Origin of the sequence: Vibrio bathopelagicus (assembly GCF_014879975.1) — a bacterium.
GTDB lineage: Bacteria > Pseudomonadota > Gammaproteobacteria > Enterobacterales > Vibrionaceae > Vibrio > Vibrio bathopelagicus.
The window spans coordinates 1,990,871-2,013,828 of sequence record NZ_CP062500.1 but is presented as its reverse complement, the minus strand read 5'-3'; the positions used below and the strand labels follow the sequence as shown (position 1 = coordinate 2,013,828).

Below are 22,958 nucleotides of genomic sequence, written 5' to 3'. Positions count from 1 at the left end.
ATGATAGTAGAGTCCAGTAGCGCACCAAATTCGTTCTTTATGAACAAGCAAAAAAGCCCACCTAGCGTGGGCTTTTTTGTACCTGTAATTTATTGCCTACAAAGCTTTTAGACTTTGTCCTTCAATGCTCCAAACTGTGATGGCCAATTAAAATCCATTCGGGTTGTCAATAACGTATAGCCAGCCTCCATCGACATATCTCATCACTTCCAGAGCGGTTCCTTTGGGGCCTCCAACTATCTCCCAGTCAGACCTTATAAGAGCCGTATCGCCGTTAACATGGATAGATACATCATGGGTCAGCATTTCAACGTCACCTTGAAGGTAACTTTTCAATATAGGCTTGATAGCCTTTGGCCCTCTAGCAAGGTTCCCCTGAGCATCCAGGACGAATATGGCGTCTTCATGGAACAGAGTGCCTAGTCCATCGATGTCTTGTTTTGAAAAGTATTCAGCGAAAAGTTGATGCAGTTCTGTTGGCGACTGCGGTTTTTTGTAATCTGTTGATGCGTAAGAATAGAACGTTATAAAGTTTAAAACTATGAACAGAAATATCTTCATGGAACCACCTGCTTGTTTGTGTTTTGTGTTGAAGCCATAATAGATAGGGTGCTTACTAAAAGAAATTAGCTACCTAAAAGTAACTAATTACCTTTAAGTAACTATGCAATTGGTGATTTGAATAAGCTGAGAGGTAAATATGAGTGAACAGGGTAAGCAACCTGAAGGTTACTGTAGCGCTGATAAATATTTGACCTTGATCTCTACGAAGTGGACTGCTCACATCGTTTGGTTATTAGGTCTGAGTAGCGAGATACGCTTTGGACAAATTCAAAAGCAGTTGGCTCTAGTGTCTAGTAAAGTGCTTAGTGAGAGGCTGAAGTTACTTAGTAAAGAAGGTTTTATCTGGCGCAGGCAAGAAGAAACCGTTCCGGTGACTGTGTATTATGGCCTGACAGAAAAAGGGAAAGAACTAGCGGATATTGTCGATATTATCGTAAAAAAATCTGATAGCTGGGACTAGTTTGATGTAACTACAGAAAAGCTCTTCTTTTATCCAACGTCACTATTTATGGCGGACTTTCTGTGTTCATAGCTTAAGAGGCATTGATCGAGACTTGGTGACAAACTAAGTATTAGTTAAGTGCTGAATAATCTTAAAGGCCAGTTTCTATCTAGGTTTTATTACAAATTTATGAATGGCTAGGTAATGAAAAACTCGAAGTAAATAAAAATGCATATATTAATTGATGTATCCAATGTTAATTATATATATTTCATATGCTTTTCTTGGCGTTTATATACGATAAATGTCGGCATTGAAATATCACACTCGAAGCTGGGGCGTGCAATAGAGTGTGATTGTCATGATTTTAATAGAGCATTATTGGGCTAAGTCAGCAATAAATGTTTGTTTATAACTGGGACTTGTTTTTAGTTCGTCCTTAATCCATTGATTAAACAAGCTAAAGTCAGAATGTATTTGCCAGAAAAGGGATGCAATAACTCGTTTACCAAAAAAATCGGGATGGTCTGTAATCACCTTAAGTTTACTGTCTTCTACGTTCCCTTCGATGAGAAATCCCGGTAAAAAAGCAATGCCTTTTTGAGCTTTGCATAGTTCGATAATGGTGGCTAAATCATCCAGTCGCCATAGATTATATGAGGCGATGTTTGACAAATTCAGTAGCTCTTCACAGCCATCCATTAATAGAACGCGTTGAGATGCCGCATGAGACTTCAAGGATACCAAGTCTTCGTGTGCCACCCACCAACAGTTGACGTGAAAAAGCTCTTCTATATTAAAGTCGTTATTTGTCTTGTGATAGGGGTTACCTAACGCTAGGTCTATCTTTCCTTCATTGACGTAATTTCCTAAAACGAAACTTGGTTTGGTCACAACAAGTAGGTCGACATTAGGAAAAGCTTCTGAAAATGCCAGCAATGCCTTTTTAACGTTTTTGTTGAAAACTAATGGATCGATACCCACGCGGTAAACTATCTGGTCGGATAGATTCATTTGTTCTGCAATAGTGATTAACTCGCGATATTTCGATACGACAGGTAAAGATAATTGGAATAGGCGTTTTCCTTTCTCAGTTAACCAGACTTTAGAGTGTTCTCTATTAAATAAATTGAAACCCAAGTCTGACTCAAGGTTTTGCACAGCGGTACTAACCGTTGACTGAGACTTGCCAAGCTTACGTGCAGCAGAGCTAAATGAACCTTCTTCAACTACTGCTATGAACGAAACAATATTTTCGAAATGTAGTTTCATGATTCGACTAACCTTTTGACACAAAGAAATTATATTTTTTTATGGTTTGTTGATTCGAAGAACAATAGCGTGATGATAATTGTATTTCAACATGTTTTATAAGGAGTAATAAAGATAGATGAATTATCAATTAGGCTAGTTCCAAAGCTTAAATAAATTTTAGATTAAGTAAAATATTGACGTATGTCTTATTTTTTCAAGTTTATAAATTTAAATATTCATTTTGTTTTTAGCTGGTTTTTAATGTAAGTGTTTGTCATGTATCGATTTTGTATTTCTCTTGGTATTTTTAAGGTGTTTGTTTTGATCATTTTTTACACGGTCTATAGATTGAATCGATAGGGGGTATTTTCCATAGATTGGTGGGGCTAATTATAATGGCAACGAATTTTCAACAGCTCTTATAGGAAGACATAATAATGATTACTAAGTTATACGTTAAAACAAGCATGTTTCTATCACAATTCAAGAACGATGAGCGCGGAGTAACTGCAATTGAATATGGTCTTATTGCAGTAGCAATGGCTGTATTAGTAACTACTGCAGTAGGCGCTGATGGTTTCATTGGTAAGTTAGAACTTGCTTTTGCGCAAGTAGCTACCGCTATTGACACTGCTGGCAAGTAACATCAAGCCTTATTGGCTAATGTAGAATATATCGGAAGATATTTGTGCCAGACCTATGTTTTCATTGGTCTGGCTCAGTTAATTGGGAATACTAATTAATACATGCTAACGCCAATCCATATAAATTTAGGCAATATTTCCAATTTTGAGTTTTGAAGTGTATTTACTGCTTTTGGCAATCGTGTGTGTCTATGTATCGGTTACCGATTTTCTCTATCGCAAGATACAAAATCACGCATTGTTAATATTACTCTTTTTGCAATGTTTTCTGTCACCGTTAGACATTCAGATTATGAGCTTTTTACTGGTGTTAGGGGGAGGGCTGATTGTTTACGCCCTGATTTGGATTGGAGCCGGTGATATTAAATATGCCGCGGTTCTATCACTGACCATACCTCTCAACGATTTACATTGGGCGTTTGTTATGACGGCTTTTGCTGGCGGCTTTTTAGCCGTTATTTATCTCGTAAATAACAAGCTGATAAGTAAAAAGCTAACAAGAAAAACGTCGAACGACCAACAAGGTATTCCATATGGGATAGCGATTAGCGTTGGATTCTACTTGGTAATTTTAACTCAAAACACGCCACATATATAAACCTCCAAGAATGAGAACATTATGAGATCTCGACTGGTATTACTTGTTGCCATTGCTGCCTTAATAGTAGGCGCACTAGGCGTTGTCGATTTGTTGAAGAGTGAACCTCAACCGACAACGACTACTGAAGTGGTGGAACAAAAGAATGAAGAGCATGTTGCCGTTTGGATGACCACGAAACCTTATGAAAAAGGACGTGCGATCGATGCGCAAGGTGTCGTCAAACAACAACTACCTCTTAGTGAAGCATTAACGCTTGGTGTCAGAGAAGACGCACAAATCAGCTTTTCACCCTCCATTTTGCTCAATCGCAGTCTTAACGCAGGTGAGATTGTACTGCCTGAATATCAAGTGACGCCAGGCCAGCCTGGATACATCGACCTTTTGGTCACGGAAGGCATGACGTTATACCCACTTAAAGTCAGTGACAAAAACCTAATCAACGATTACATCCGCCCTGGAACGTCCATCGATATCCTAACTGTGAGTTCTCCAAACGATAACTTAGCCGGAATTATCGATAAGCCGAAGCGCTTTAGAGGTGTGAAGGCGTCAATGTTTCTTAAAAACGTCAAAGTACTCAACATTGGCAATGACGCCACTGGCGACAGTTCTATTACCGCTCGCGCTCCGAGCAAAGAGGATGGACTGACTACAGTGGTCATCGAAGTTAGCCCTGACGAGTTACCAAAACTTGCGTTAGCACAACGAACAATGCACATCGAAATTTACCGAAGCCAAACCTACACGCAACCTGAGTTCGCGGAGGTTCGCAATATTATCGATAACTATACAGGGATTGCTGAGTTACGTGGTAACGAGAACAACCCGAGAGAGGCTTTGTGATGATGATTCACCATCGAATCAAACAAGTACTGTTTGCTTCCATTCTAGCGCCGCTGATTGGCTTACTTTCTATAACAAACGCTTTTGCCGCCGATCGCTCCATCACGCTCAACGATGGTCAGCACATCCAGTTAAAAAGTCCGATTGGGCAAGTGTTTATTAATAACCCTGACATCGTTGACTACAAAATAATCAACGACAACACGATCGTTGTGTTCGCCAATGCTATTGGGCAATCACGACTGATCGTCTATGGCATTGATGGCGATGTTCTGCTTTCAGACCGCATTATTGTTGATCTGGATTTAACGGATATCAGACGTCAACTCAAATTCCATTTCCCTGAAGCCAAAGTAAAGGTTCAGTCTGTGGGAGAGCAAGTCGCCGTGAGTGGTCTCGTTGATTCCGAAGCGACGCGTGATGATATCTATCGTTTGGTTGCCACTCTGCTTGGACGAGAAAAAACAGAGAAATGGGACAAAACGGTGAAACTGGAGTTTAAATCCGACAACTCAAATTATGAAGAACCTGAAAGCATGGTGTTTGCCCGCAATATGACGTGGGAAGGGATCATCGAACGCATTGAAGTGGCGACGACTCAGCAAGTGAACGTCAAAATATCAGTGGCTCAGGTAACGGAATCGTTTGGACAAACCGTTGGTGTTGATTGGAGCTCAGTAGGTTCAAGCGTTGGCGAATTTGTTTTCGACCAGTTCGACGCAGCGAACCTCAGTACGTTAATCACTGCATTAGGCAATGACCAGATCGCAGAGGTTCTGGCTGAGCCTAACTTGACCGTGTTATCCGGTGAGTCTGCAAGTTTCCTTGTGGGTGGCGAAGTGCCCGTTATCGTGTCTACCAATAGTAACGTGAATATCTCTTTCAAAGAGTTCGGCATTAAGCTCGATCTTACTGCGAAAGTGCTTAGCCAAGACAGAATCAGAATGCAACTGGCGCCAGAAGTGAGCGAAGTAGAAGGCTATGTAGAAGCTGCAGGAATCAAAGTCCCGCAACTGGCTTCTCGACGAGCGATGACAACCGTTGAGTTAGCCGATGGCGACAGCTTCGTCCTTGGTGGCTTGATGAGCAGCGCTGATCTAGAAAAAATGCAAAAAATCCCTTTTGTTGGCGACATACCAGTACTCGGTGCAGCATTCCGAAAAGCAACCACAGAAAGAAAACGAACCGAATTGATCATCGTTGCCACTGTGAATCTTGTTGAACCGATGAAACCGAAAGACATTCAACTGCCTTATATCAAGAAGACTTCCACATTGGCGCGTTGGCTAAACATTAAGTGGGATGGCAAGTCGGTAACGTCTTCCGATGCAACGATTCGTCTGTTGTCGCAAGGAGGGTTTATCCAATGAAGAAATTACTATTAATGGCGTTACTTACCTCGTCACTTTTAGGTTGCGCCTCTGAGCAATATTTTGTGGGTCATGGAGCTGAAGCCTTGGTGTACAAAGAACACCATAGTTTTGAGTTTGCGATGAAAAACCGTGCTGAAACGGCTAAGCAGCTTAATGCTTTGATTCAAGATATTGAGTCGATGGACAAAGAAGCCACTTATGTCGTGGATTACAAGTCAACCCGTAGCAAACAGATGTTGCAACAGATCTTCGATCAATATCCGTCACATGTCATCGCGCCACAAAGAGTTTTGTATCGAAGCGCTCAGTTGTTACCGAGCGACTTAAAGATTCAAGTGACCTTAACGCGTTTGAAGACTCAAGAATGCGCGCCAGCACAGATTCATGTTCGGTTGAGGCAGTCAGACTGCTTTGCTGAATCGATGCGTTTGAAGCAAGTGGCTTACAAGTCTCGATTGGTAGGAGAGCAATAATGTTTGACCTGACTAAAGCATTAACAACCAAGGCTAAGCCAGTTCAGACCGGAACGACAGGTGTTGCCGGATGTACTTTGTTCTATCAATCTCAAGAGTGTTTAGATCTTGTTCAAGAAGTCTTTCGATTTGAAGGGTGGAATGATCCTGCATGCGTTAAAGCCAAAGCCGGATTGACCAAGCTGACAGAGCAACAGAGTAGCCATATCGTTATTCTGGAACTGAATGAATCGACCAATGTGGTTGAAGATGCTAAATCCTTTGCCAGCAAACTACCCACGCATAAAGGGGTGGTTGTGATTGGTAAAGAGGATGCCATTTCTACGCTTCGTTCGCTTAAAGACATGGGTTTTTACTACGTGTTCTGGCCAGTGAATAAGCAGGAGTTTGCTGACTTCCTAAATCACGTAAGTAAGAACCTCAAGACTTTTTCTGGTGTGAGCCAGAAGCGAAAAGCGAAGCGAGTGGCGATTGTCGGTTCAAAAGGCGGGGTTGGCGCATCATTTATCTCAACCGAGTTGAGCTCACTGTTATCGACACAAGGCTCGGACACGATTCTCGTCGATCATCAATACGCCGATACCAACATTGATGTCTTGCTCGGGCTCAAAGACTTTAAACCGAGAACCATCGACGAGTTCACTGCGCCATTGCATGAAATGGATGAAGAAGGGGCGTTGAGTTACCTAATTAATGCTCGTAAGAATTTACGTCTGTTGGCGATTGATGGCGACATGAGTCAAACCGACGTTCTTAATTACAACCAAACCTTGTGTGACCTGTTAGCGCGCAACACCAATTTCATTATTGAAGATTTTTCTGGTGGCGTAGATTTCAAAGTTGAACCTCAACTCTTGGTAGAAAACTTTGATGTGGTTGTGTTGGTGTTGGATGCGTCGGTGTCTTCAGTAAGAAGTGCAAAACGACTGTTTGAAAAAGTCTCCAACTTACAGCTTTCGTTATCGTCGCGTACTCGTTTGATTACTGTGGTGAACTACCATCGCCCGGAAAATGCCTACGTCTTACAAAAGCCCGATCTGATTAAGTATTTGGGCGCCAGTGTTGATCTCGAAGTCGATTACTGCAAAGCGTTAGCGCACATCATTATCGATGGGAAACGAGGCCATAAGCATGACCGTCACATTAGTCGTTCTATGGAACAACTGGTGAAGTTGATTAATGGCCAGCCGATGGATCAGAAGGGCATGAATTCTTGGTTGAAAAAGGTGCGTGCTAAATGAGTTCTAACAAAGACTTATACCTCGCGTTTCGTGGCCAGATATTTGAAGCCCTAGATGCAGAAGCGGTTCAGAAAATGAGCCGTCGAGACCTGGAATCTCAGATACAAGCAGCGGTAGATTTACTGGCGAACAGCTACCAAAGACCGATCACCTCGATGATGAAGTCGGGCTTGGTGAAAAGCCTGATTGATGAGCTGTTTGGCTTGGGACCTTTACAACCTTTGGTCGAAGATCAGTCCATTTCCGACATCATGGTGAATGGGCCCAACAACATCTTTTTCGAACGTCACGGTAAGGTAAAAAAGTCCGAAGTCTCGTTTGTGAATGAAGAACAGTTGTTAGCCATTGCTAAGCGCATTGCGTCACGTGTCGGAAGGCGTGTCGATGAACTTTCGCCGACGGTCGACGCCAGGTTAGAAGACGGCAGCCGTGTGAACATCGTGATTCCTCCGATTTCGCTGGATGGTACCTCGATCTCTATTCGTAAGTTCAGAGAGCAGAACATCGGTTTTGAAGATTTGATTGGCTTCGGGTCTATGTCTCCAGATATGGCGAGAGTGCTGATGATCGCTTCGCGCTGTCGCATCAATGTGTTGATTTCTGGCGGTACAGGCTCAGGTAAAACCACATTGCTTAACGCGCTATCTCAATACATTGCCGAAGATGAACGTATCGTCACCATTGAAGATGCGGCTGAACTGCGTCTGCAACAACCCAATTTAGTTCGACTCGAAACGCGAACTTCAAGTGTTGAACAAACTGGAGCGGTGACTCAGCGTGAGTTAGTAATCAATGCGCTTCGTATGCGTCCAGATCGCATTATTCTTGGTGAGTGTCGTGGCTCTGAAGCGTTCGAAATGCTGCAAGCCATGAACACTGGACATGATGGGTCGATGTCTACGTTGCACGCCAACACGCCGCGCGATGCGATTGCTCGTGTTGAATCGATGGTGATGATGGCGAACCTAAATCAGCCTCTTGATGCGATCAGAAGAACGATCGTGAGTGCTGTTCAAATGATTGTTCAGGTTAACAGGCTGCGTGATGGGTCTCGTAAGATCACAAGCATCTCGGAAATCGTCGGCCTAGAAGGCGACAGCGTGGTAATGGAAGAAATTTATCGTTTTCGTTATGACGACGCGCATTACGGAGAAACCGTTAAAGGTGAGTTTGTCACCGACGGCATTATGCAGCGATCTGAGCTTGTGAAAAAAGCGCAATTCTTCGGGCTCTATGAAGAGCTGAAAGCATCGTTTAAGGGGGCCTAGCATGCTTTGGCTTTCGTTAATCCTCTTTGCGTTTGTGCTGCTTTTGATCCGAGATTCAAAGGTAAAAAAGGTCAATCAGTTCTTCAATATTGAAGAAGTAGAAGCTGAAAACTTCAATGCCATTAACGTCAAGTCATTGGTACGTAAACAAAACTGGCAAAAACTCAAAGAGTCGGTGTCACCCACTTTGATGGTGTTAGGCCCTCGTTCTTCTCTATACATCGCGCTCTATATTGCGGGCAGCATTATCGTATCTTGGTACATCGTTGTTGAGTTGTTATCAATCACCAATACGTGGTTTGTACTGGGTTCATCTATGGTGTTTACCCTTTGCGGTTATCGATTTTTGGTCACAAGAAGGCGTCGAGAATTTGAGAATACCTTCCCTGATGCACTGAACATTTTAATGAGTGCGGTAACTGCAGGTGACAGCTTAATGCAAGCTATCGGTTATGTAGGCGATGTCATGCACAACCCAATTGGTCGTGAATTTAAACTGATGGGAGACCGACTGAAATTGGGTGAGTCGCCAGAAGTGGTGCTTAAACGATCGTGCAAAAACTATCCTTATTCGGAGTTTCTGTTTTTTACCGTGACGATCAGGGCGAATATCGCGCGAGGCGGGCAACTCAAAGGTGTGTTAGCGCGGTTGATTAGGGTGCTGGTGGACTCTCGAACACTAGAGAAAAAGAAGATGGCGATGACTTCGGAAGCTCGAATCTCGGCCAAAATTGTTGCTGCGATCCCGTTGATTTTTATGCTTATTCTTAACTACGTCAATCCAGATAATGTTGAGTTTGTTCTCTACGACCCGAAGGGAAGGCTCGTACTGTTTTACGTATTGGGCAGTGAGCTTTTCGGTCTATTCATTGTTTGGTTATTAGTAAGAGGGGTACGCGCATGATGTTACTGGCTTCCCTTATTGTGTTGTTTTTTTCGTTACTGTTTCTGATTGTTGATTCTATTCGTAAAGAGCAACGACATAAGAAGGTTGCGCTCTATATCGGGGATAATTCGGCTCGTGCGCCTTCGCGCGTAAATCGCTTTTTTGTTCGTTTTGGTAAAGAACATCGACAAGAACTCGAGCAAAAAATGATTGAGGCGGGTTATTACAACACGGATTGGGCCAAATTCTATTTTCCGGCCAAGTTGTTGGTATTAGCGTTGGTTTCAGGCTTGGTATTGTTAGGGGATATGACATCCACCACCAAACTGATCGTGGTTATTTTCTCGCTGATTGGCGTCATTGTTGTCCCAGATACTGTGCTTCAAATGCGACGTAAGATGTTGATCAGTCGAACTTCAGCTCAACTGCCGTATTTGCTCGACATGATGTCGGTATGTGTTCAAACCGGTATGACGATTGAAGCGGCACTAGTCTACTTGGGTAAAGAACTTGCTGAATTTGATTCAGACCTTTGTTACCAAATCAAGCGTACATCTGATTCTGCGAAAATACACGGTTTGGAAAAGGCGCTCAATGACCTTAGCGAACGTATCCCAACGCCACCAGTACGAAGCTTTGTGCTGACCATCATTCAAAACCTGCAATACGGTACATCTGTGGCTCAGGTGTTAAGTGATCTGGCGGAAGACATGCGAAAAGTTCAAATTCTTACGGTCGAGGAAAAGGTTGGCAAGCTCTCCGCGAAGATGAGCGTCCCTTTGATCCTCTTCATTATGTTCCCGATCGTTATCTTGATTCTCGCGCCGAGCATCATGCAAATGACATTGAATATCTAGGGAGATGACGAGTGATTGGAAAACATTTTTGTCTCATTTTGTTGTCGATGAGTGTGTTGGCGGGCTGTCAATCGGCCCCTTCACCACAAGACCTGCAGCTTGCCGACGTTACTAGCATGGAAAAAGTGAAGAACTATGACGGCTTGATTAGTTATTACAAATCCGAGCTAGAGCAGGGCTCCGAAGACCCAGAGATAAAAGAGAAACTGGCATGGGCATATTTTCATAAAGGGGATATCGAGTCGGCAGACTTCTATGTCAAACATTTGAAAAAAGAGGGTTTTGAAAATCCCAACTTGTACCAGTTAGAAGGGCAAGTGTTTGATGCAAGAAATGACGTTGAAAGTGCCATTGCTGCTTATATGGAGTCAGTAGATGCGGGGAATACCACGGGGCAAATTCACGTCTTGCTCGGCGTGTCATACACCAAAGTTGGAAGATTCGATGAAGCGTACCAAGAGCTCAACCGAGCCCGCTTACGCGGTTATGACGATGTCGTTGTTAAGAACAACATTGCGATGATTCAAATGGCCAATGGCGAGTACCAGCAGGCGATCGAAACGTTAGCTCCGGTTTTAAAAGAAGACCCTGCGAATAAGATCGTTAAAGCGAACCTAGCTATTGCATTAATGAAAACTCAGCAAATCGACTCAGCCAAAAAGTTGCTCAAAGGTGACTTCTCAGCGGAAGAGATCCAGAGCATCGCCGCTGAATTAACTCAACTAGGAGTTAATGATGAAGCCTCTTAACAAGCAGAAAGGTGTGACGGCGATTGAGTTTGTGTTGGGTGCACTTATTCTATTTTTCGCCACCTTTGCGATCTTTGAATCGAGCTACCAAATCTACGTCGTGAACATGACAGAGTATTCGCTGAGAGAAACCATCAGGAATACCAAAATATATGAAGGCGAAGGGATCAACGAGCAGTACGAAAACAAGTTCAAATCGCTAATTGAAGGTGATGACAATCTTTGGAGTTTCTTAATCGATAGTTCAAGGTTCTCTATCGCAGGTCAGTATTTCAAAACCTATGATGATTTCATCGCGAACAGGGGGCACTCTGATCAAGGATTGAACTTCAATTACGACTTAGCCGAGATCACGGTAACCTACCGCTATACGCCAGTAATTAAACTGGCTGGTGCTGCGGATAGGAATATTTCACGCACCATGGTTTTGAACCTAGAACACGAGGGGTGGGAAGATGATGCGCCGTAAACAACGTGTGTCTTACGCGATTCGCCAGCAAGGTTCATTTACCGTTGAATTGCTGTTCATCCTTGTGGCCTTGTGGGGCGTTTACCTGTTTGCCGCAGACTTGAGCCATCAGCTACTCGTGCGCGCAAAGCTCGATCGATCCAGCTTTGCTTTAGTCAATGTGATCAAAGAGCGTACTCGTTATTTTGAAGCCGACGTGCTGGCAGGACAAAACCTACCCGTAACTAATTCAGAGTTAGAAGACATGGCGAAAGTGGCGAGTCGCATGCTCAATACGCCAGTCGATAACGTGGCGATCAAGATAGAGTCATTGACCAATAAAACGAATGTCGCTGAATTCTCAACCAGCAAGTACAGAAGCTTAAATTGCCAAACCGATTCGATTTTCGAGCATGCAGATTTAGCTCCTGTAGAAAAGGGAGTTGTGTATCCATTGTACCGAATCAGTCTTTGTGAAGAGCAAAGTTCTTGGTTTAAACCCTTCTTCAACAGTGGCACTGGTACCACGGTTAAGATTGGCTCTTCTTCAATAATGCCTGGGAGATAATGAAATGAAAATGCAGCACGATCGTCATATCAATCGCCAGCATCTTAGTCTCCAAAGACAGCAAGGGGTTGCGGCAGTTTGGATGGGCTTATTGCTCGTGCCAATCATGGGTATGACCTTTTGGGCGGTTGAAGGCACACGTTATGTTCAAGAGACTAGCCGATTACGAGATTCAGCAGAGGCGGCGGCCATAGCGGTGACTATTGAAGATCAACCGGACCAGGCTCGTGGATTGGCGACCAAGTATGTCGAAAACTATGTGCGAGACATCAAATCAACCAACCTCTCAGCAGACCGATTTCACCAAGCGGAAGACGAGGGCACTGGGGTTCTGGAATACATCCAATACACAGTAAATGCCAAGACAACGCACGACTCTTGGTTCGCGAGTAGCTTTATCCCTTCGTTTGATCAGCAACAAGACTTGGCGGGACGTTCGTTAGCGAGAAAGTACCCAGTTTACCTTGGTGATAACAACATCGATATTGTTTTTGTATCGGACTTTTCCGGTTCAATGAACGACAGATGGGGTTCAAGTCGACACATAAAAATCGACGATCTTAAGACAGCCATCGATGAAATATCCAGCAAAATTCTTTGCACATCGATTAAACAGGACTATGTCGATGGAGAGTGGAAATACGTTTGTGACGAACCGGGAGAAGATACAACCGGAGACAAGTTGCTTAACCGAGTTGGCTTTGTGCCTTTTAACGTTCGAACGAGGGAAATCGTTTCGGGTAATAAAGCTAACGCAACAAGCCAATTGAGCTACAAAGATAACTATAAAACGAACGTATCACCTTATTCCTACAACGATGTTAACTGGGATTACTGGCGTACGTACTCTCAAAATGACGTAATTAGGTGTGCTGACCGACAGTCACGTTGTTCAAATCCAAAATCGGATAATCAAAAGTACGCCAAACGTATAAGGGATGTCATCAATGCCGATCGATACGCCGTTGCCGATGTTTATAACTATGTAGATTTACCGACATCAGTGTCGACGATGTTTACTGACAAGTCGGGGTTACAGCCTGATTTCTATGGTGTGAGTGGAACAAAGCTATTTAACGCACATGGGTCTTCAAATTCATCGCAGTTTTCCAACATTCGCCTATCGAACAAGCTCTCAGACTTGAATCCGATTAATTCGATGTGGGCAGACGGCGGTACTGCGGCTTTTCAAGGTATTTTGAGAGGTTCTCAGGTGCTCCATGACGGTGACCCGAACAGTTCCGATCAAGAAGAGCAGCAAGTCTACAACAAGAAAATCAAGATGCTGCTGATTTTAAGCGATGGGCAGGAAAGCCCTGATAACGGCATCCTCAAAGGGTTAGTCGACAGAGGCATGTGTGACAAAGCAAGAGAGGAAATACCAGGCTTATACATAGGTGTCATCGGAATTGATTTTCGAGCATCTCAGCAAAGTGGTTTTCAAGACTGCGTTGTCGATCCAAATGAAGACATCATCGATGTATCTAACCTAGATGAATTGATTGAAAAGATAGAAGAACTCATCCGTAAAGGCTCAAAAACAAGCGGAATCACTAAGTTGTACTAGAGGAAAATATGAAAAAGTTAATGATCAGTTCAATCGTCATATCGACATTGCAATTTAGTCTTATCGCCCATGCAGAAGAAGGTATCAGCGTTTATTGCGACACTGCGTTTAGTGAATATCAACACAGTGTCACGGTTGATGATGTTGTTGGCATTGCACAGCACAGACAGGGCTTTTTACAAATAGAGCAGTCGCCTGATAGCAGTGAGCTAAAACAAGCGTTAGCTGGTCAATCCAATCTAGGTATGAACCAGTCAGGATGTAAGACTTGGATCAGTAACCAAGAGCGTCAAGGGTTATTGGCTCGCCTTCATTTTGGTTTTGACCAACACAACTTAACGCTGATGGGCAGTAAAGCATTGAGCCAACTCGCAGGCGAGTTAAAGACTAACGGCAGCGCGATTACAGTGGATGGCCACACTGACAGCACTGGCGAAGCAGGTTACAACCAAGCGTTAGGGCTTCAAAGAGCGCTGACTACGTCGGACGGTTTAATCGCGGATGGTGTCGAGAAGAATCGCCTTGTGATTCGTTCGTTTGGTGAGAGTAAACCTATTGCCTCTAATGCAACTTCAGAGGGTAGAGCCAATAACCGACGCTCAGAAATCTGGGCCTCTTCGAACGATGCCACTGACTTAGAAAATTAAGATGCACTCAAAGGCCGCTGCTTGCTAGCCAATGCGGCACTGCCGATAGAATAAGTGGTAGGGCTTGGTTATTACTTTGTTGTAATAACGGCCCTAAATTATCGCTCTTGGAATTTTTGTTACAGCGTATACTAATGAATATTCGATTAAGTTTAACTGTCTGATACTAAAGAAATATTAATGCTTTTTGATAAAATCTCTTCTGAAGGGATGCAAAGAAATATCGATGTCGATACGTGGGTATCTATATTAGATAACATACGAGACATAATGGACGCATCGAATGCAGGCATCATTATGATCTCTGATTTGAGTTGTTCTGGTTCTGAGAGTGTTTGGAGCTCCTCAAACGTATCGTGCAATCAACATAAGAGTAGAATTAGCTGCTTTTGTGAGTATGTACATAATGAAAATCGCACAGTCTATTTGAGTGGTCACTCGGGTGGTGAATCCGTTTCTGAAAATGGAGCGGATTCCTATAAGTCGTTTTGCGGCGTCCCTGTAAGAGATATCGATGGCGAAGTGTTTGCGGTTCTTTTGGTGTTTGATTTAAGCCCAACGACGTACACGCAAAGCCAAGTTAACTTGATTGAAAACATCTCGACTCTATTGCGTTCAGAAATTTTATTAAAAGAAGAGAGCCGAATTTTATACAAAAACAGTCATTTTGATATCATGACTACACTGCTTAATCGAAGGGGCTTCTTCCAAGAATTCAACAAAGCAAACATAAGTGATGGCGAGATAGTTTGTTTGTATTTTGATTTGGATAATTTGAAGTACATCAATGATACCTATGGCCACTTTAAAGGTGATGACTATATCTCTGGCTTTGCTTCATGCATAAAAAACAATGCAAAAGAAAATGTCATATCGGCGAGGGTCGGTGGTGATGAATTCATTGTCGTCATACATTCAGAAGAGACTGGTTATGCTTCTGAGTTGATAGAGAAAATTCATGTTGAATTTCATGATTTTATCGAAGGTTTTTGTTGTGATGATGATGTTCCGCTCGGTTTTTCATATGGTTGTGGTACTGCAGACTCTCGAAGCTTCAATATCATAAATCTAATAAAGTCGTCCGATGAAAACATGTATCTCAACAAGAAGAACAAGATTTAGGTGTTCATGACAGACCCAAAAAAGCCCACTAGTGTGGGCTTAGATGTAGATGTAGATGTAGATGTTATAGCTTTCTAAACTAAGCTCGAATGATCATTTGCTCGCGCTCTGGACCGACCGATACCATTACAATTGGAACACCCATTAACTCTTCGATACGAGTAACGTAATCTTGTGCGGCCTGAGGAAGGCTCTCAAACGTGCGACAGCCAGTGATGTCTTCGTCCCAGCCTGCCATATCTTCATAAACCGGCTTTAGCTCTGCTGTTTGTGGCCAAATCGGGTTCTCAGTGTGCTCTCCTGAGTAAGCGGTACAAATCTTAAGTTCAGACAAACCAGACAGACAGTCAATCTTAGTCAGTGCGATTTCAGTCGCGGCTTGTAGGTCAACGCCGTTGCGAGTTGCTACCGCATCAAAGTAACCCATATCACGTGGGCGACCCGTTGTTGCGCCATATTCGTTAGAGCTTTCGCGGAAGCTGTCTTGCTCTTCCATTGCAGTCACTAGCGTACCAGTACCTACAGATGAGCTGAATGCTTTAGCAACTGCAATAACACGCTCAGGACGAAGGGCAGGTAAACCACTACCGATACCAGCGTAAGCTGCAGTTACATTAGAAGACGTCGTCCAAGGGTATTCGCCGTAGACAAGGTCACGGCCCGCACCTAGTTGAGCTTCAAACAGTAGATTAGCGTCTTGTGATTGCAGTGCTTTAAGCGGCTCAGTCACGTTGCAAATGAATGGACGCCAAGCCTTAGTCACTTCAAGTAGCCACTCTGTCATTTCAGAGGCGGTTTGTGTGAAGTCACATTGAGGGTATAGAGCTTTTAGCTGAGGCATCTTCCAATCAAGCAGGAATTGAATACGCTGCTCTAAAATCTCAGGCTGATTTAACCAACCCACAAGAATGCCTTTCTTCATCACACGGTCGCCGTACGCTGGTGCAATGCCTTGACGTGTTGAACCATAAGCGCCATCACCCAAGCGCTCTTCTTCAAGCGTATCTTCAAGGGCATGTAAAGGCAGGCACAATGTCGCACGATCTGAAATCGCCATTTTAACTTTGATGCCAGCCGCTTGTACTTCTGCAATTTCTTCAGTTAGTGCAGCGGGGCTGATCACCATGCCTGGGCCAAGAACCCCCGTACAATCAGGATTAAAAATACCACTTGGAAGTTGATGCAGTTTGAACGTACCGAAGTCATTTACCACGGTATGACCAGCATTGTTTCCGCCTTGAAAGCGAATGCTAGCAGAAGCTTGGTCTGCTAAAAAATCAACGATACGGCCTTTGCCTTCGTCGCCCCAGTTTGCGCCTACAACAACAATAGATGGCATAATTTTTCTCCTGACTGATTGAGAAATCATGTTAGGCCTACAAAGTGGATAAGAGAAATTAATTATCTTTATTATCTTGATAAGGATTCCATATGGCTCTAAAGTCTTAACCCATAAGTGAGATTCCTTATCACGTTCGTTCCTCACTGTAAGGAATGACGTAAGTGACACTAGAGAGGGGACATGATGCTTGATATTAATTTGTTGAAGACGTTTGTGACGCTAGCGGAATATAAGCATTTTGGGAAAGCGGCCAATGCACTGCATATGACACAACCCAATGTGAGTTTGCACCTAAAACAACTAGAACAACTCACACGTATAAAGTTGATAGAGCGAAGCCCATTTCAATTGACTCAAGCGGGTGAAAGGCTATTAGAGACAAGCCAGAGAACGTTACTCGAACTGCAGATTTGTCAGGCTGATCTCAATGCCATTAACGATCTTAAAATCGGGACGTTAACCATTGCCGTGAGTGACATCATTTCTCGATTCTTGTTGATTCGTCCTTTCCAGAAGTTCAAAGCACAATATCCGGGTATCGACCTAACATTGTTGAATACCACGTCGTCTCAGGCGTCGAGTTTAGTTAAGAATGCTCAGGCAGACCTTGGCTTCGTTATTGCGAAAGAACAGCACAACGAGTCACTCTATTTCACCAAGCTTCAAGAACTCTCATGGTGTGCACTGGGTGATGGTTTGGATATACAAGGCTCTGATTGCTCGACAGAAAATGAGGTTAAAGAAGCCGAAGCTGATCCCGAATTGACCTTGATTCTACTGGGCCATGATACGAGAACCCGCGACTTTATTGATGAAGGTTTACCTAGCCTGAATCTACCCAATCACAGGGTGATGGAAGTAGGGAGTGTAGACGCTCAAATCGACTGGGCAGAAGCTGGTTTTGGGGTCGCTATCATTCCTGAGTTTGCGATATCCACCAAGCAGCACTTGAATTCGAAAGTGACACCATTAACCAACTTCTCAAGTACAAGCCTTGGCTATATCGTTAGGCAGAATCAAGTTTTGTCTAAAGCGACCAAGCAGTTATTAGGTTGGGTGAATGATGAGATTACACAGTCGCAAAAAAGGAAAAATAACGGCGAGTGATACAGCCATATCCTAACTACATTTGGTTATAAGCTAGCCCACCGAGTGTGGGCTTTTTTGTGTCGAGGTCCTGCTCTATAAACTTACGTATATAGAAGCTATACAGCTTAGGGTTTGGTAAACCCTCACAGCAGAACGGTTGTTCGGCGAATTAAAACTCTTTGCACTGGAAGTTTGCGTTGGTTAGCCATTCGTCAGTTCGATAATTGACTTAATTTTATAAAATAAACTAATATTCCATGACGTAATTAGAGACTTTGCTCGAAAATATTGTTTGGAACCGTAAGTTGGCACAGTACAAGAATGCTTAGTTTGTATTGGATTCGATAAGCCCGATGATGCTAACGCTGAAGAAACCGGTTACCTCAATCTGGCTTAAGCTTCTAAATGTGGTGAAGTCATATAACTTATATATGGATATGTAAGGTATGTTAGAGAGTCAACATTTGGGCATTCAACAGAGGCTGCGCTCACTAAGCACATCTGATGCTGATGAGCTCGCCATGTTCCAGTCGAGTAAAAACCGCAGCTACACCAAACTTGCTTCAGGTGCATTTCACGTTAATTATATTGAAGTTAACCTCGATGATGTACAGATATTCACTGAAAATCTCAATGTCGGTGCAAGAATTCAAGCTGCTCCAGCGAGCCACTATTTGCCATTTGCGGCGATTGTCTCTGAAGGAACCCAAGGTAACTTTTATGGATGTCCATTGCCTGATAAGCCTTTCATTCAAGCGACAGGCGGAGAGTGGGATATTCAGGTATCTAATCGTATGCAGTATGTGTGCTCGGCATTTAATCGAGAACGCCTTTATACAAACTATTACAACCTAACAGGGCGAGAGTTTCCTCAAGAGTGGTTGTCTAGCCGGGTCACAAATACTTCTCGTCAAGCACTGGCTCGCTATAGCCATGGCATCCAGCGAATACTTATTCTTGTTCGTCTTCAACCGACTATTCTTATTTACCCTTCAATCACAAAGCTATTAAGCGATGCCGCTTTTAACCTGCTCATGGGTACTCTGCTCCCGACTCTGGAGCTTTCAGAGGATCTCGCCCCTTTTTCGAAGCGAACTAGGGGAACGCGAAAAGCCATAGAGTTTATTAGTGAACATGCGCACCAAGTTCCAACCGTTCCTGAGTTGTGTGCGGTGGCGGCGCTTAGCGAACGCAGCTTGCAATATGGATTCAAAGAGCTGTTAGGTGTGACACCCATAAAATATTTACGGATTGTGAGACTTAATGGTGCCCATCGCGATTTATCCACTTGTTTAGAAAAAGGTGATCCAAGGGTCGTTGATGTGGCACTAAAGTGGGGCTTTTTAGAGCTCGGCCGATTTGCCAAAGAATACGCTGAATTTTTCAACGAATTGCCGTCTGAAACGCTGCGCCATAAAAAGTGGTAACCGTAGTCTCAAATATTAAACAGCATTCACTTTGCGGTAATTGCATATAACCTCCTTGTTTATATTGATAGCATTTATGTTTGAAGCGTAATTTCTACATTCACTTGTTACCAATAAAGGGCTCATTATATGTACAAGAATATAGTTGCGCTTATCGCGTTGGCGCTGTCTGCCAACGCGATAGCCATCGAATCCAAACCTGCCTCAAAGGCCACCATAGCTGCTAACCAGACTGTCCTGAAGGCTTTACCTTTCTCCAATAAGCAAGATTTTGAGGACGCTAAGCGAGGGCTTATTGCGGTTCAAGATACCGTTACCGTAAAAAATGAAGCTGGTGATGTTGTGTGGGATCTCGAGGAGTATAAGAAATATATCTCGTTAGATAAGGCGTCACCCGAGAGCGTTAACCCTAGTTTGTGGCGAAATGCCCAACTCAACATGATCAATGGTCTCTTCAAAGTGGCCGATGGCATTTACCAAGTTCGTGGCTATGACTTATCAAATATTACGTTTATTGAAGGCAAGACTGGTTGGATTGTCTTTGACCCTCTGATCTCACAAGAGGTGGCTAAAGTTGCATTAGATTTCGTGAACAAAGAACTGGGTGAGAGGCCTGTTACTGCTGTTATATACAGTCATAGTCACCTAGATCATTTTGGTGGCGTACGTGGCATCGTGGACGAAAAAGACGTTGAATCGGGTAAGGTCCAGATCATCGCTTCACAGGGCTTTACCGAGCATGCGGTGTCAGAAAATGTGATTGCTGGTAACACAATGGGTCGTCGAGCTATTTATATGTATGGCGCGCTGCTTCCGCGTAATGAGTTTGGCAGTGTGAATGGTGGGCTTGGCCAGACTACCTCTACAGGCCAGGCTACCCTGATTAAGCCAACAGACCTAATCAAAGAAACAGGTGAAGAAAGAGTGGTCGATGGCGTAAAAATGGTTTTCCAATACACGCCCGGCACAGAAGCTCCAACTGAGATGAACACGTGGATACCAGAGAAAAAAGCACTTTGGATGGCTGAAAACACCACGAACACCATGCATAACATCCTAACTCTGCGTGGAGCACAGGTTCGTGATGCATTGAAATGGTCTAGCTATTTGAATGAAACCATAGAGATGTGGGGAGATGAAGTTGAAGTGAAGTTTCAAAGTCACCACTGGCCCTTATGGGGCAAAGAAGACATTAATAATTACTTCAAAAAACAACGTGATATCTACAAATATACCCATGACCAATCGGTACGTTTAATGAACCAAGGCTATACGGGAGAGGAAATCTCAGAAACGATCAAGCTACCAAATTCGTTGGAAGAGAATTGGGCAACACGAGGCTATTATGGAACACTAAGACATAATAGCCGAGCTATCTATCAGCGCTATATGGGCTGGTACACAGGAAATCCTTCAGATCTGAATAACTTGCCTCCAGTGGATGTTGCTGTGAAATACATCGAGTATATGGGGGGAGAGAAAGCCGTTATTGAAAAGGCAAAAGTTGATTTTGACAAAGGTGAATATCGTTGGGTCGCTGAAGCATTGAAACATGTCGTTTTCGCTAATCCCGAATCCGAGCAAGGCAAAATGCTATTGGCCGACACCTATGAACAGTTAGGCTACCAATCAGAGTCAGGCCCTTGGCGTTCAGTATATCTTCAAGGGGCCTACGAACTTCGCAATGGGACGCCTGAGTCAGGTGGCTTAACTACTGCATCTCCAGATATAATCAAAAATATGCCTCCTGAAATGCTTTTTGATTACTTATCGGTACGTATTCTGCCAGAGCAAGCAGAAGGCAAGCTCTTCTCAATCAACATTGCGTTTACGGATTTAGAGGAAGCCTACACACTTTCAATGGAAAATTCGGTACTCAATTACACTCGTGAAGTGACTAGAACACCAGATGTCAGTCTAACGCTGTCCAAAAAGACCCTTGATGACATTCAATTGGGTACTGTATCTCTAGAAAGCGCTGTGGCAAATGGAGATTTAGTGATTGAGGGCGACTCGCAAGTCTTTAAAGACTTTATGAACATGCTCGATAGCTTTAAGTTTTGGTTCAACATCGTGACACCTTAACGATGCCAAAGTTAATAAGAGTAGTCATATTATACTGGATGTTGAGTGTAGGCCCCGTTTGGGCTTGCACCTTCGATTGTGTTTTTAATAACCCTTTTGTGGAGAGCTACGCAGGAGCGTTCGATGTTGCACTTGCTACTCATAACGAAGTGCAGAAACGTACGATGATAAAGCCGGATAAATTAGATGGACAAGCTGGGTTAAGACGAGCCAGTTGGTTGTTAACCTTGTTTATTCAAAATCAGAGTCGTGAGTTAACGGTTGGTTCGTACATTTACCTCGTTGATCGTCGCCTGTGGAGTAAAATAGATACTGACATGAAGCTAATGATACATGTAGACCAGCCTGAAACCTCTGCGCCAGTGTTACTTATGTCCGAAGCTGCTTTGTTGAATATAGTCTCTAACACAATAGAGTTTCAAAGTGCGTTAGATGTGGGTGTGGTGAAACGGAATAGCACTCCGAAAGTTAATGCTAATTCAGAAATTAAAAGAGCAGCAAATGAAGCGCTGCTCTTTACTGTTTTTTCAAACTGCCTCAACTAAACTCTGTGCACGATTACACAGTCAAAGCGGCTTTCTTAATATGAAGTCGGTAATAACCAACGCCACTACTAATGATAAACAAAACGTCCAATAGCACCGCGACGGGTGAGCCAACCAATATGTCATGAGCTACCCACACCAAAGTACCAATCACCATTAACCAGCGCATCAGCTTATCATTGGCTGTGAATGAAGCCTTGGTATGAAGTAGCGAGCCAATGCAGCTGAGTGCGCTTGCAAGTCCGCTAAAGGTGAGGATGGTGCCTAAGACTGTGACAAAGTAAAACAGCCATTTCATCCGAGGATCTGAGATAAAGATCCCTGCGAAATAACGACACGCACCAATCACTAACAGACATGCAGCTGTCCACTCTTGAAGTAATGCAAAATGCGCGGCGATCAACAAGGCTGAAACCGTCAATGTCGCCAACAATTTGGTGCGGCTTTTAAATTGGAATGAAGCGATATCGAATAGGGAAGCCAAACCTACCAATATTTGGGAAGCGATAAAAAAGGACACAAGTCCTCCAACAACAGAAAGAAGTTACACGGGGCAGATTGAGTGATGGGCTTGTGATGTCGATGAATTTTTAAAAACGAGCAAGCAAATACAAGCCGTTGAACCGACAAGCTTATTGTTGTTGGCCTATTTAGAATCTTGAGATATCAAACCATCAGTGATGTGTTAGGCGTTGGGGAGATAAACCGCGATAGCTTTTAAGGGAAAGGCGCTACCAGCAGATTGAAAGGTGTTTGCTATCGGGCAGATCGCGTCTGAAGAGCTTAGCCAAGCAAGTGTGTGCATTGTTACTCCTCGTATCGATTGCCCTAAATAGGACGCCAGTGTACCGCCTTGAATACACAAATGATATCAATGTTACTTCCTATTACACATTTGAGCTTTCGAATAAATCTGCTTTGCG

At 43.5% G+C, this 22,958-nt stretch carries 24 protein-coding genes; 20 read left to right on the top strand and 4 right to left on the bottom strand.

Annotation, left to right across the window (positions count from 1 at the left end):
- Positions 1–147: 147 nt before the first annotated feature.
- Positions 148–561, bottom strand: coding sequence for a YybH family protein (locus tag IHV80_RS08875; RefSeq protein ID WP_192888772.1), 414 nt, complete (start codon positions 559–561; stop codon positions 148–150).
- Between the two features lie 139 nt (positions 562–700).
- Between IHV80_RS08875 and IHV80_RS08870 the strand changes: the two genes are divergently transcribed.
- A complete protein-coding gene (locus tag IHV80_RS08870) occupies positions 701–1,024 on the top strand; it encodes a winged helix-turn-helix transcriptional regulator (RefSeq protein WP_192888771.1) in 324 nt (107 codons plus the stop codon).
- A gap of 360 nt (positions 1,025–1,384) precedes the next feature.
- Here the strand turns inward: IHV80_RS08870 and IHV80_RS08865 are convergent, their stop codons facing one another.
- Complete coding sequence (locus IHV80_RS08865; protein WP_192888770.1) at positions 1,385–2,278, bottom strand: LysR family transcriptional regulator; 894 nt, start codon at positions 2,276–2,278, stop codon at positions 1,385–1,387.
- Positions 2,279–2,697: 419 nt separating this feature from the next.
- Here IHV80_RS08865 and IHV80_RS08860 point away from each other — a divergent pair, with 419 nt between their 5' ends.
- The 15 genes from IHV80_RS08860 to IHV80_RS08790 all read left to right on the top strand — a co-directional run bounded on the left by IHV80_RS08860 (position 2,698) and on the right by IHV80_RS08790 (position 15,547).
- Positions 2,698–2,904: a Flp family type IVb pilin gene (locus IHV80_RS08860; RefSeq protein ID WP_192888769.1), complete on the top strand. Its 207-nt coding sequence runs from the start codon at positions 2,698–2,700 to the stop codon at positions 2,902–2,904.
- Positions 2,905–3,061: 157 nt separating this feature from the next.
- Complete coding sequence (locus tag IHV80_RS08855) at positions 3,062–3,502, top strand: A24 family peptidase (protein WP_192888768.1); 441 nt, start codon at positions 3,062–3,064, stop codon at positions 3,500–3,502.
- Positions 3,503–3,523: 21 nt separating this feature from the next.
- A complete protein-coding gene (gene cpaB, locus IHV80_RS08850; RefSeq protein ID WP_192888767.1) occupies positions 3,524–4,348 on the top strand; it encodes a Flp pilus assembly protein CpaB in 825 nt (274 codons plus the stop codon).
- Complete coding sequence (locus IHV80_RS08845) at positions 4,348–5,718, top strand: type II and III secretion system protein family protein (RefSeq protein WP_192890747.1); 1,371 nt, start codon at positions 4,348–4,350, stop codon at positions 5,716–5,718. Before cpaB ends, IHV80_RS08845 begins: the two co-directional genes overlap by 1 nt.
- Positions 5,715–6,194: a hypothetical protein gene (locus tag IHV80_RS08840; protein ID WP_192888766.1), complete on the top strand. Its 480-nt coding sequence runs from the start codon at positions 5,715–5,717 to the stop codon at positions 6,192–6,194. The genes IHV80_RS08845 and IHV80_RS08840 overlap by 4 nt, the downstream gene beginning before the upstream one ends.
- Positions 6,194–7,435 carry an AAA family ATPase gene (locus tag IHV80_RS08835; RefSeq protein WP_192888765.1) on the top strand — a complete coding sequence of 414 codons (1,242 nt, stop codon included), beginning with the start codon at positions 6,194–6,196 and terminating at the stop codon, positions 7,433–7,435. The genes IHV80_RS08840 and IHV80_RS08835 overlap by 1 nt, the downstream gene beginning before the upstream one ends.
- A complete protein-coding gene (locus tag IHV80_RS08830; RefSeq protein ID WP_004733950.1) occupies positions 7,432–8,703 on the top strand; it encodes a CpaF family protein in 1,272 nt (423 codons plus the stop codon). The genes IHV80_RS08835 and IHV80_RS08830 overlap by 4 nt, the downstream gene beginning before the upstream one ends.
- Before the next feature lies 1 nt (position 8,704).
- The gene (locus tag IHV80_RS08825) at positions 8,705–9,607 is read left to right on the top strand and encodes a type II secretion system F family protein (protein ID WP_192888764.1); all 903 of its coding nucleotides are present in this window, start codon (positions 8,705–8,707) and stop codon (positions 9,605–9,607) included.
- On the top strand, positions 9,604–10,446 hold the full coding sequence (locus tag IHV80_RS08820) for a type II secretion system F family protein (RefSeq protein ID WP_192888763.1): 843 nt from the start codon (positions 9,604–9,606) through the stop codon (positions 10,444–10,446). The genes IHV80_RS08825 and IHV80_RS08820 overlap by 4 nt, the downstream gene beginning before the upstream one ends.
- Positions 10,447–10,493: 47 nt before the next feature.
- Positions 10,494–11,195 (top strand): tetratricopeptide repeat protein, encoded by a 702-nt coding sequence (locus IHV80_RS08815; protein ID WP_192890745.1) that lies wholly within the window; start codon positions 10,494–10,496, stop codon positions 11,193–11,195.
- Positions 11,182–11,664, top strand: a complete 483-nt coding sequence (locus tag IHV80_RS08810) for a TadE/TadG family type IV pilus assembly protein (protein ID WP_192890746.1) — start codon at positions 11,182–11,184, stop codon at positions 11,662–11,664. Before IHV80_RS08815 ends, IHV80_RS08810 begins: the two co-directional genes overlap by 14 nt.
- Positions 11,654–12,211: a tight adherence pilus pseudopilin TadF gene (gene tadF / locus IHV80_RS08805; protein ID WP_192890744.1), complete on the top strand. Its 558-nt coding sequence runs from the start codon at positions 11,654–11,656 to the stop codon at positions 12,209–12,211. Before IHV80_RS08810 ends, tadF begins: the two co-directional genes overlap by 11 nt.
- Positions 12,212–12,221: 10 nt before the next feature.
- Positions 12,222–13,778 (top strand): TadE/TadG family type IV pilus assembly protein, encoded by a 1,557-nt coding sequence (locus IHV80_RS08800; RefSeq protein WP_192890743.1) that lies wholly within the window; start codon positions 12,222–12,224, stop codon positions 13,776–13,778.
- 8 nt (positions 13,779–13,786) lie between these two features.
- Complete coding sequence (locus IHV80_RS08795; protein WP_192888762.1) at positions 13,787–14,425, top strand: OmpA family protein; 639 nt, start codon at positions 13,787–13,789, stop codon at positions 14,423–14,425.
- Positions 14,426–14,605: 180 nt separating this feature from the next.
- The gene (locus IHV80_RS08790) at positions 14,606–15,547 is read left to right on the top strand and encodes a sensor domain-containing diguanylate cyclase (protein ID WP_192888761.1); all 942 of its coding nucleotides are present in this window, start codon (positions 14,606–14,608) and stop codon (positions 15,545–15,547) included.
- Positions 15,548–15,626: 79 nt separating this feature from the next.
- On the opposite strand, the gene IHV80_RS08785 is transcribed toward IHV80_RS08790, so the two are convergent.
- Positions 15,627–16,886: an adenylosuccinate synthase gene (locus IHV80_RS08785; protein WP_192888760.1), complete on the bottom strand. Its 1,260-nt coding sequence runs from the start codon at positions 16,884–16,886 to the stop codon at positions 15,627–15,629.
- A gap of 183 nt (positions 16,887–17,069) precedes the next feature.
- Here IHV80_RS08785 and IHV80_RS08780 point away from each other — a divergent pair, with 183 nt between their 5' ends.
- The 4 genes from IHV80_RS08780 to IHV80_RS08765 all read left to right on the top strand — a co-directional run bounded on the left by IHV80_RS08780 (position 17,070) and on the right by IHV80_RS08765 (position 22,035).
- Positions 17,070–17,996, top strand: coding sequence for a LysR family transcriptional regulator (locus tag IHV80_RS08780; protein WP_192888759.1), 927 nt, complete (start codon positions 17,070–17,072; stop codon positions 17,994–17,996).
- A gap of 428 nt (positions 17,997–18,424) precedes the next feature.
- Entirely contained in the window at positions 18,425–19,405 is a 981-nt protein-coding gene (locus tag IHV80_RS08775) for a helix-turn-helix domain-containing protein (protein ID WP_192888758.1), read from the top strand.
- Positions 19,406–19,534: 129 nt separating this feature from the next.
- A complete protein-coding gene (locus IHV80_RS08770; protein WP_192888757.1) occupies positions 19,535–21,490 on the top strand; it encodes an alkyl/aryl-sulfatase in 1,956 nt (651 codons plus the stop codon).
- 38 nt (positions 21,491–21,528) lie between these two features.
- Positions 21,529–22,035: a hypothetical protein gene (locus IHV80_RS08765; RefSeq protein ID WP_226088480.1), complete on the top strand. Its 507-nt coding sequence runs from the start codon at positions 21,529–21,531 to the stop codon at positions 22,033–22,035.
- A 13-nt stretch (positions 22,036–22,048) separates the two neighbouring features.
- Here the strand turns inward: IHV80_RS08765 and IHV80_RS08760 are convergent, their stop codons facing one another.
- Complete coding sequence (locus tag IHV80_RS08760) at positions 22,049–22,555, bottom strand: YgjV family protein (RefSeq protein WP_192888755.1); 507 nt, start codon at positions 22,553–22,555, stop codon at positions 22,049–22,051.
- Positions 22,556–22,958: the final 403 nt, after the last annotated feature.

Coding starts and splice junctions, on each gene's coding strand:
- IHV80_RS08800 (WP_192890743.1), top strand. CDS start 12,222: ATGCAGCACGATCGTCATATCAATCGCCAGCATCTTAGTCTCCAAAGA.
- IHV80_RS08785 (WP_192888760.1), bottom strand. CDS start 16,886: ATGCCATCTATTGTTGTTGTAGGCGCAAACTGGGGCGACGAAGGCAAA.
- IHV80_RS08795 (WP_192888762.1), top strand. CDS start 13,787: ATGAAAAAGTTAATGATCAGTTCAATCGTCATATCGACATTGCAATTT.
- IHV80_RS08860 (WP_192888769.1), top strand. CDS start 2,698: ATGATTACTAAGTTATACGTTAAAACAAGCATGTTTCTATCACAATTC.
- IHV80_RS08775 (WP_192888758.1), top strand. CDS start 18,425: ATGTTAGAGAGTCAACATTTGGGCATTCAACAGAGGCTGCGCTCACTA.
- IHV80_RS08845 (WP_192890747.1), top strand. CDS start 4,348: ATGATGATTCACCATCGAATCAAACAAGTACTGTTTGCTTCCATTCTA.
- IHV80_RS08820 (WP_192888763.1), top strand. CDS start 9,604: ATGATGTTACTGGCTTCCCTTATTGTGTTGTTTTTTTCGTTACTGTTT.
- IHV80_RS08840 (WP_192888766.1), top strand. CDS start 5,715: ATGAAGAAATTACTATTAATGGCGTTACTTACCTCGTCACTTTTAGGT.
- IHV80_RS08870 (WP_192888771.1), top strand. CDS start 701: ATGAGTGAACAGGGTAAGCAACCTGAAGGTTACTGTAGCGCTGATAAA.
- cpaB (WP_192888767.1), top strand. CDS start 3,524: ATGAGATCTCGACTGGTATTACTTGTTGCCATTGCTGCCTTAATAGTA.
- tadF (WP_192890744.1), top strand. CDS start 11,654: ATGCGCCGTAAACAACGTGTGTCTTACGCGATTCGCCAGCAAGGTTCA.
- IHV80_RS08765 (WP_226088480.1), top strand. CDS start 21,529: ATGTTGAGTGTAGGCCCCGTTTGGGCTTGCACCTTCGATTGTGTTTTT.
- IHV80_RS08780 (WP_192888759.1), top strand. CDS start 17,070: ATGATGCTTGATATTAATTTGTTGAAGACGTTTGTGACGCTAGCGGAA.
- IHV80_RS08865 (WP_192888770.1), bottom strand. CDS start 2,278: ATGAAACTACATTTCGAAAATATTGTTTCGTTCATAGCAGTAGTTGAA.
- IHV80_RS08875 (WP_192888772.1), bottom strand. CDS start 561: ATGAAGATATTTCTGTTCATAGTTTTAAACTTTATAACGTTCTATTCT.
- IHV80_RS08825 (WP_192888764.1), top strand. CDS start 8,705: ATGCTTTGGCTTTCGTTAATCCTCTTTGCGTTTGTGCTGCTTTTGATC.
- IHV80_RS08810 (WP_192890746.1), top strand. CDS start 11,182: ATGAAGCCTCTTAACAAGCAGAAAGGTGTGACGGCGATTGAGTTTGTG.
- IHV80_RS08835 (WP_192888765.1), top strand. CDS start 6,194: ATGTTTGACCTGACTAAAGCATTAACAACCAAGGCTAAGCCAGTTCAG.
- IHV80_RS08790 (WP_192888761.1), top strand. CDS start 14,606: ATGCTTTTTGATAAAATCTCTTCTGAAGGGATGCAAAGAAATATCGAT.
- IHV80_RS08770 (WP_192888757.1), top strand. CDS start 19,535: ATGTACAAGAATATAGTTGCGCTTATCGCGTTGGCGCTGTCTGCCAAC.
- IHV80_RS08815 (WP_192890745.1), top strand. CDS start 10,494: ATGAGTGTGTTGGCGGGCTGTCAATCGGCCCCTTCACCACAAGACCTG.
- IHV80_RS08830 (WP_004733950.1), top strand. CDS start 7,432: ATGAGTTCTAACAAAGACTTATACCTCGCGTTTCGTGGCCAGATATTT.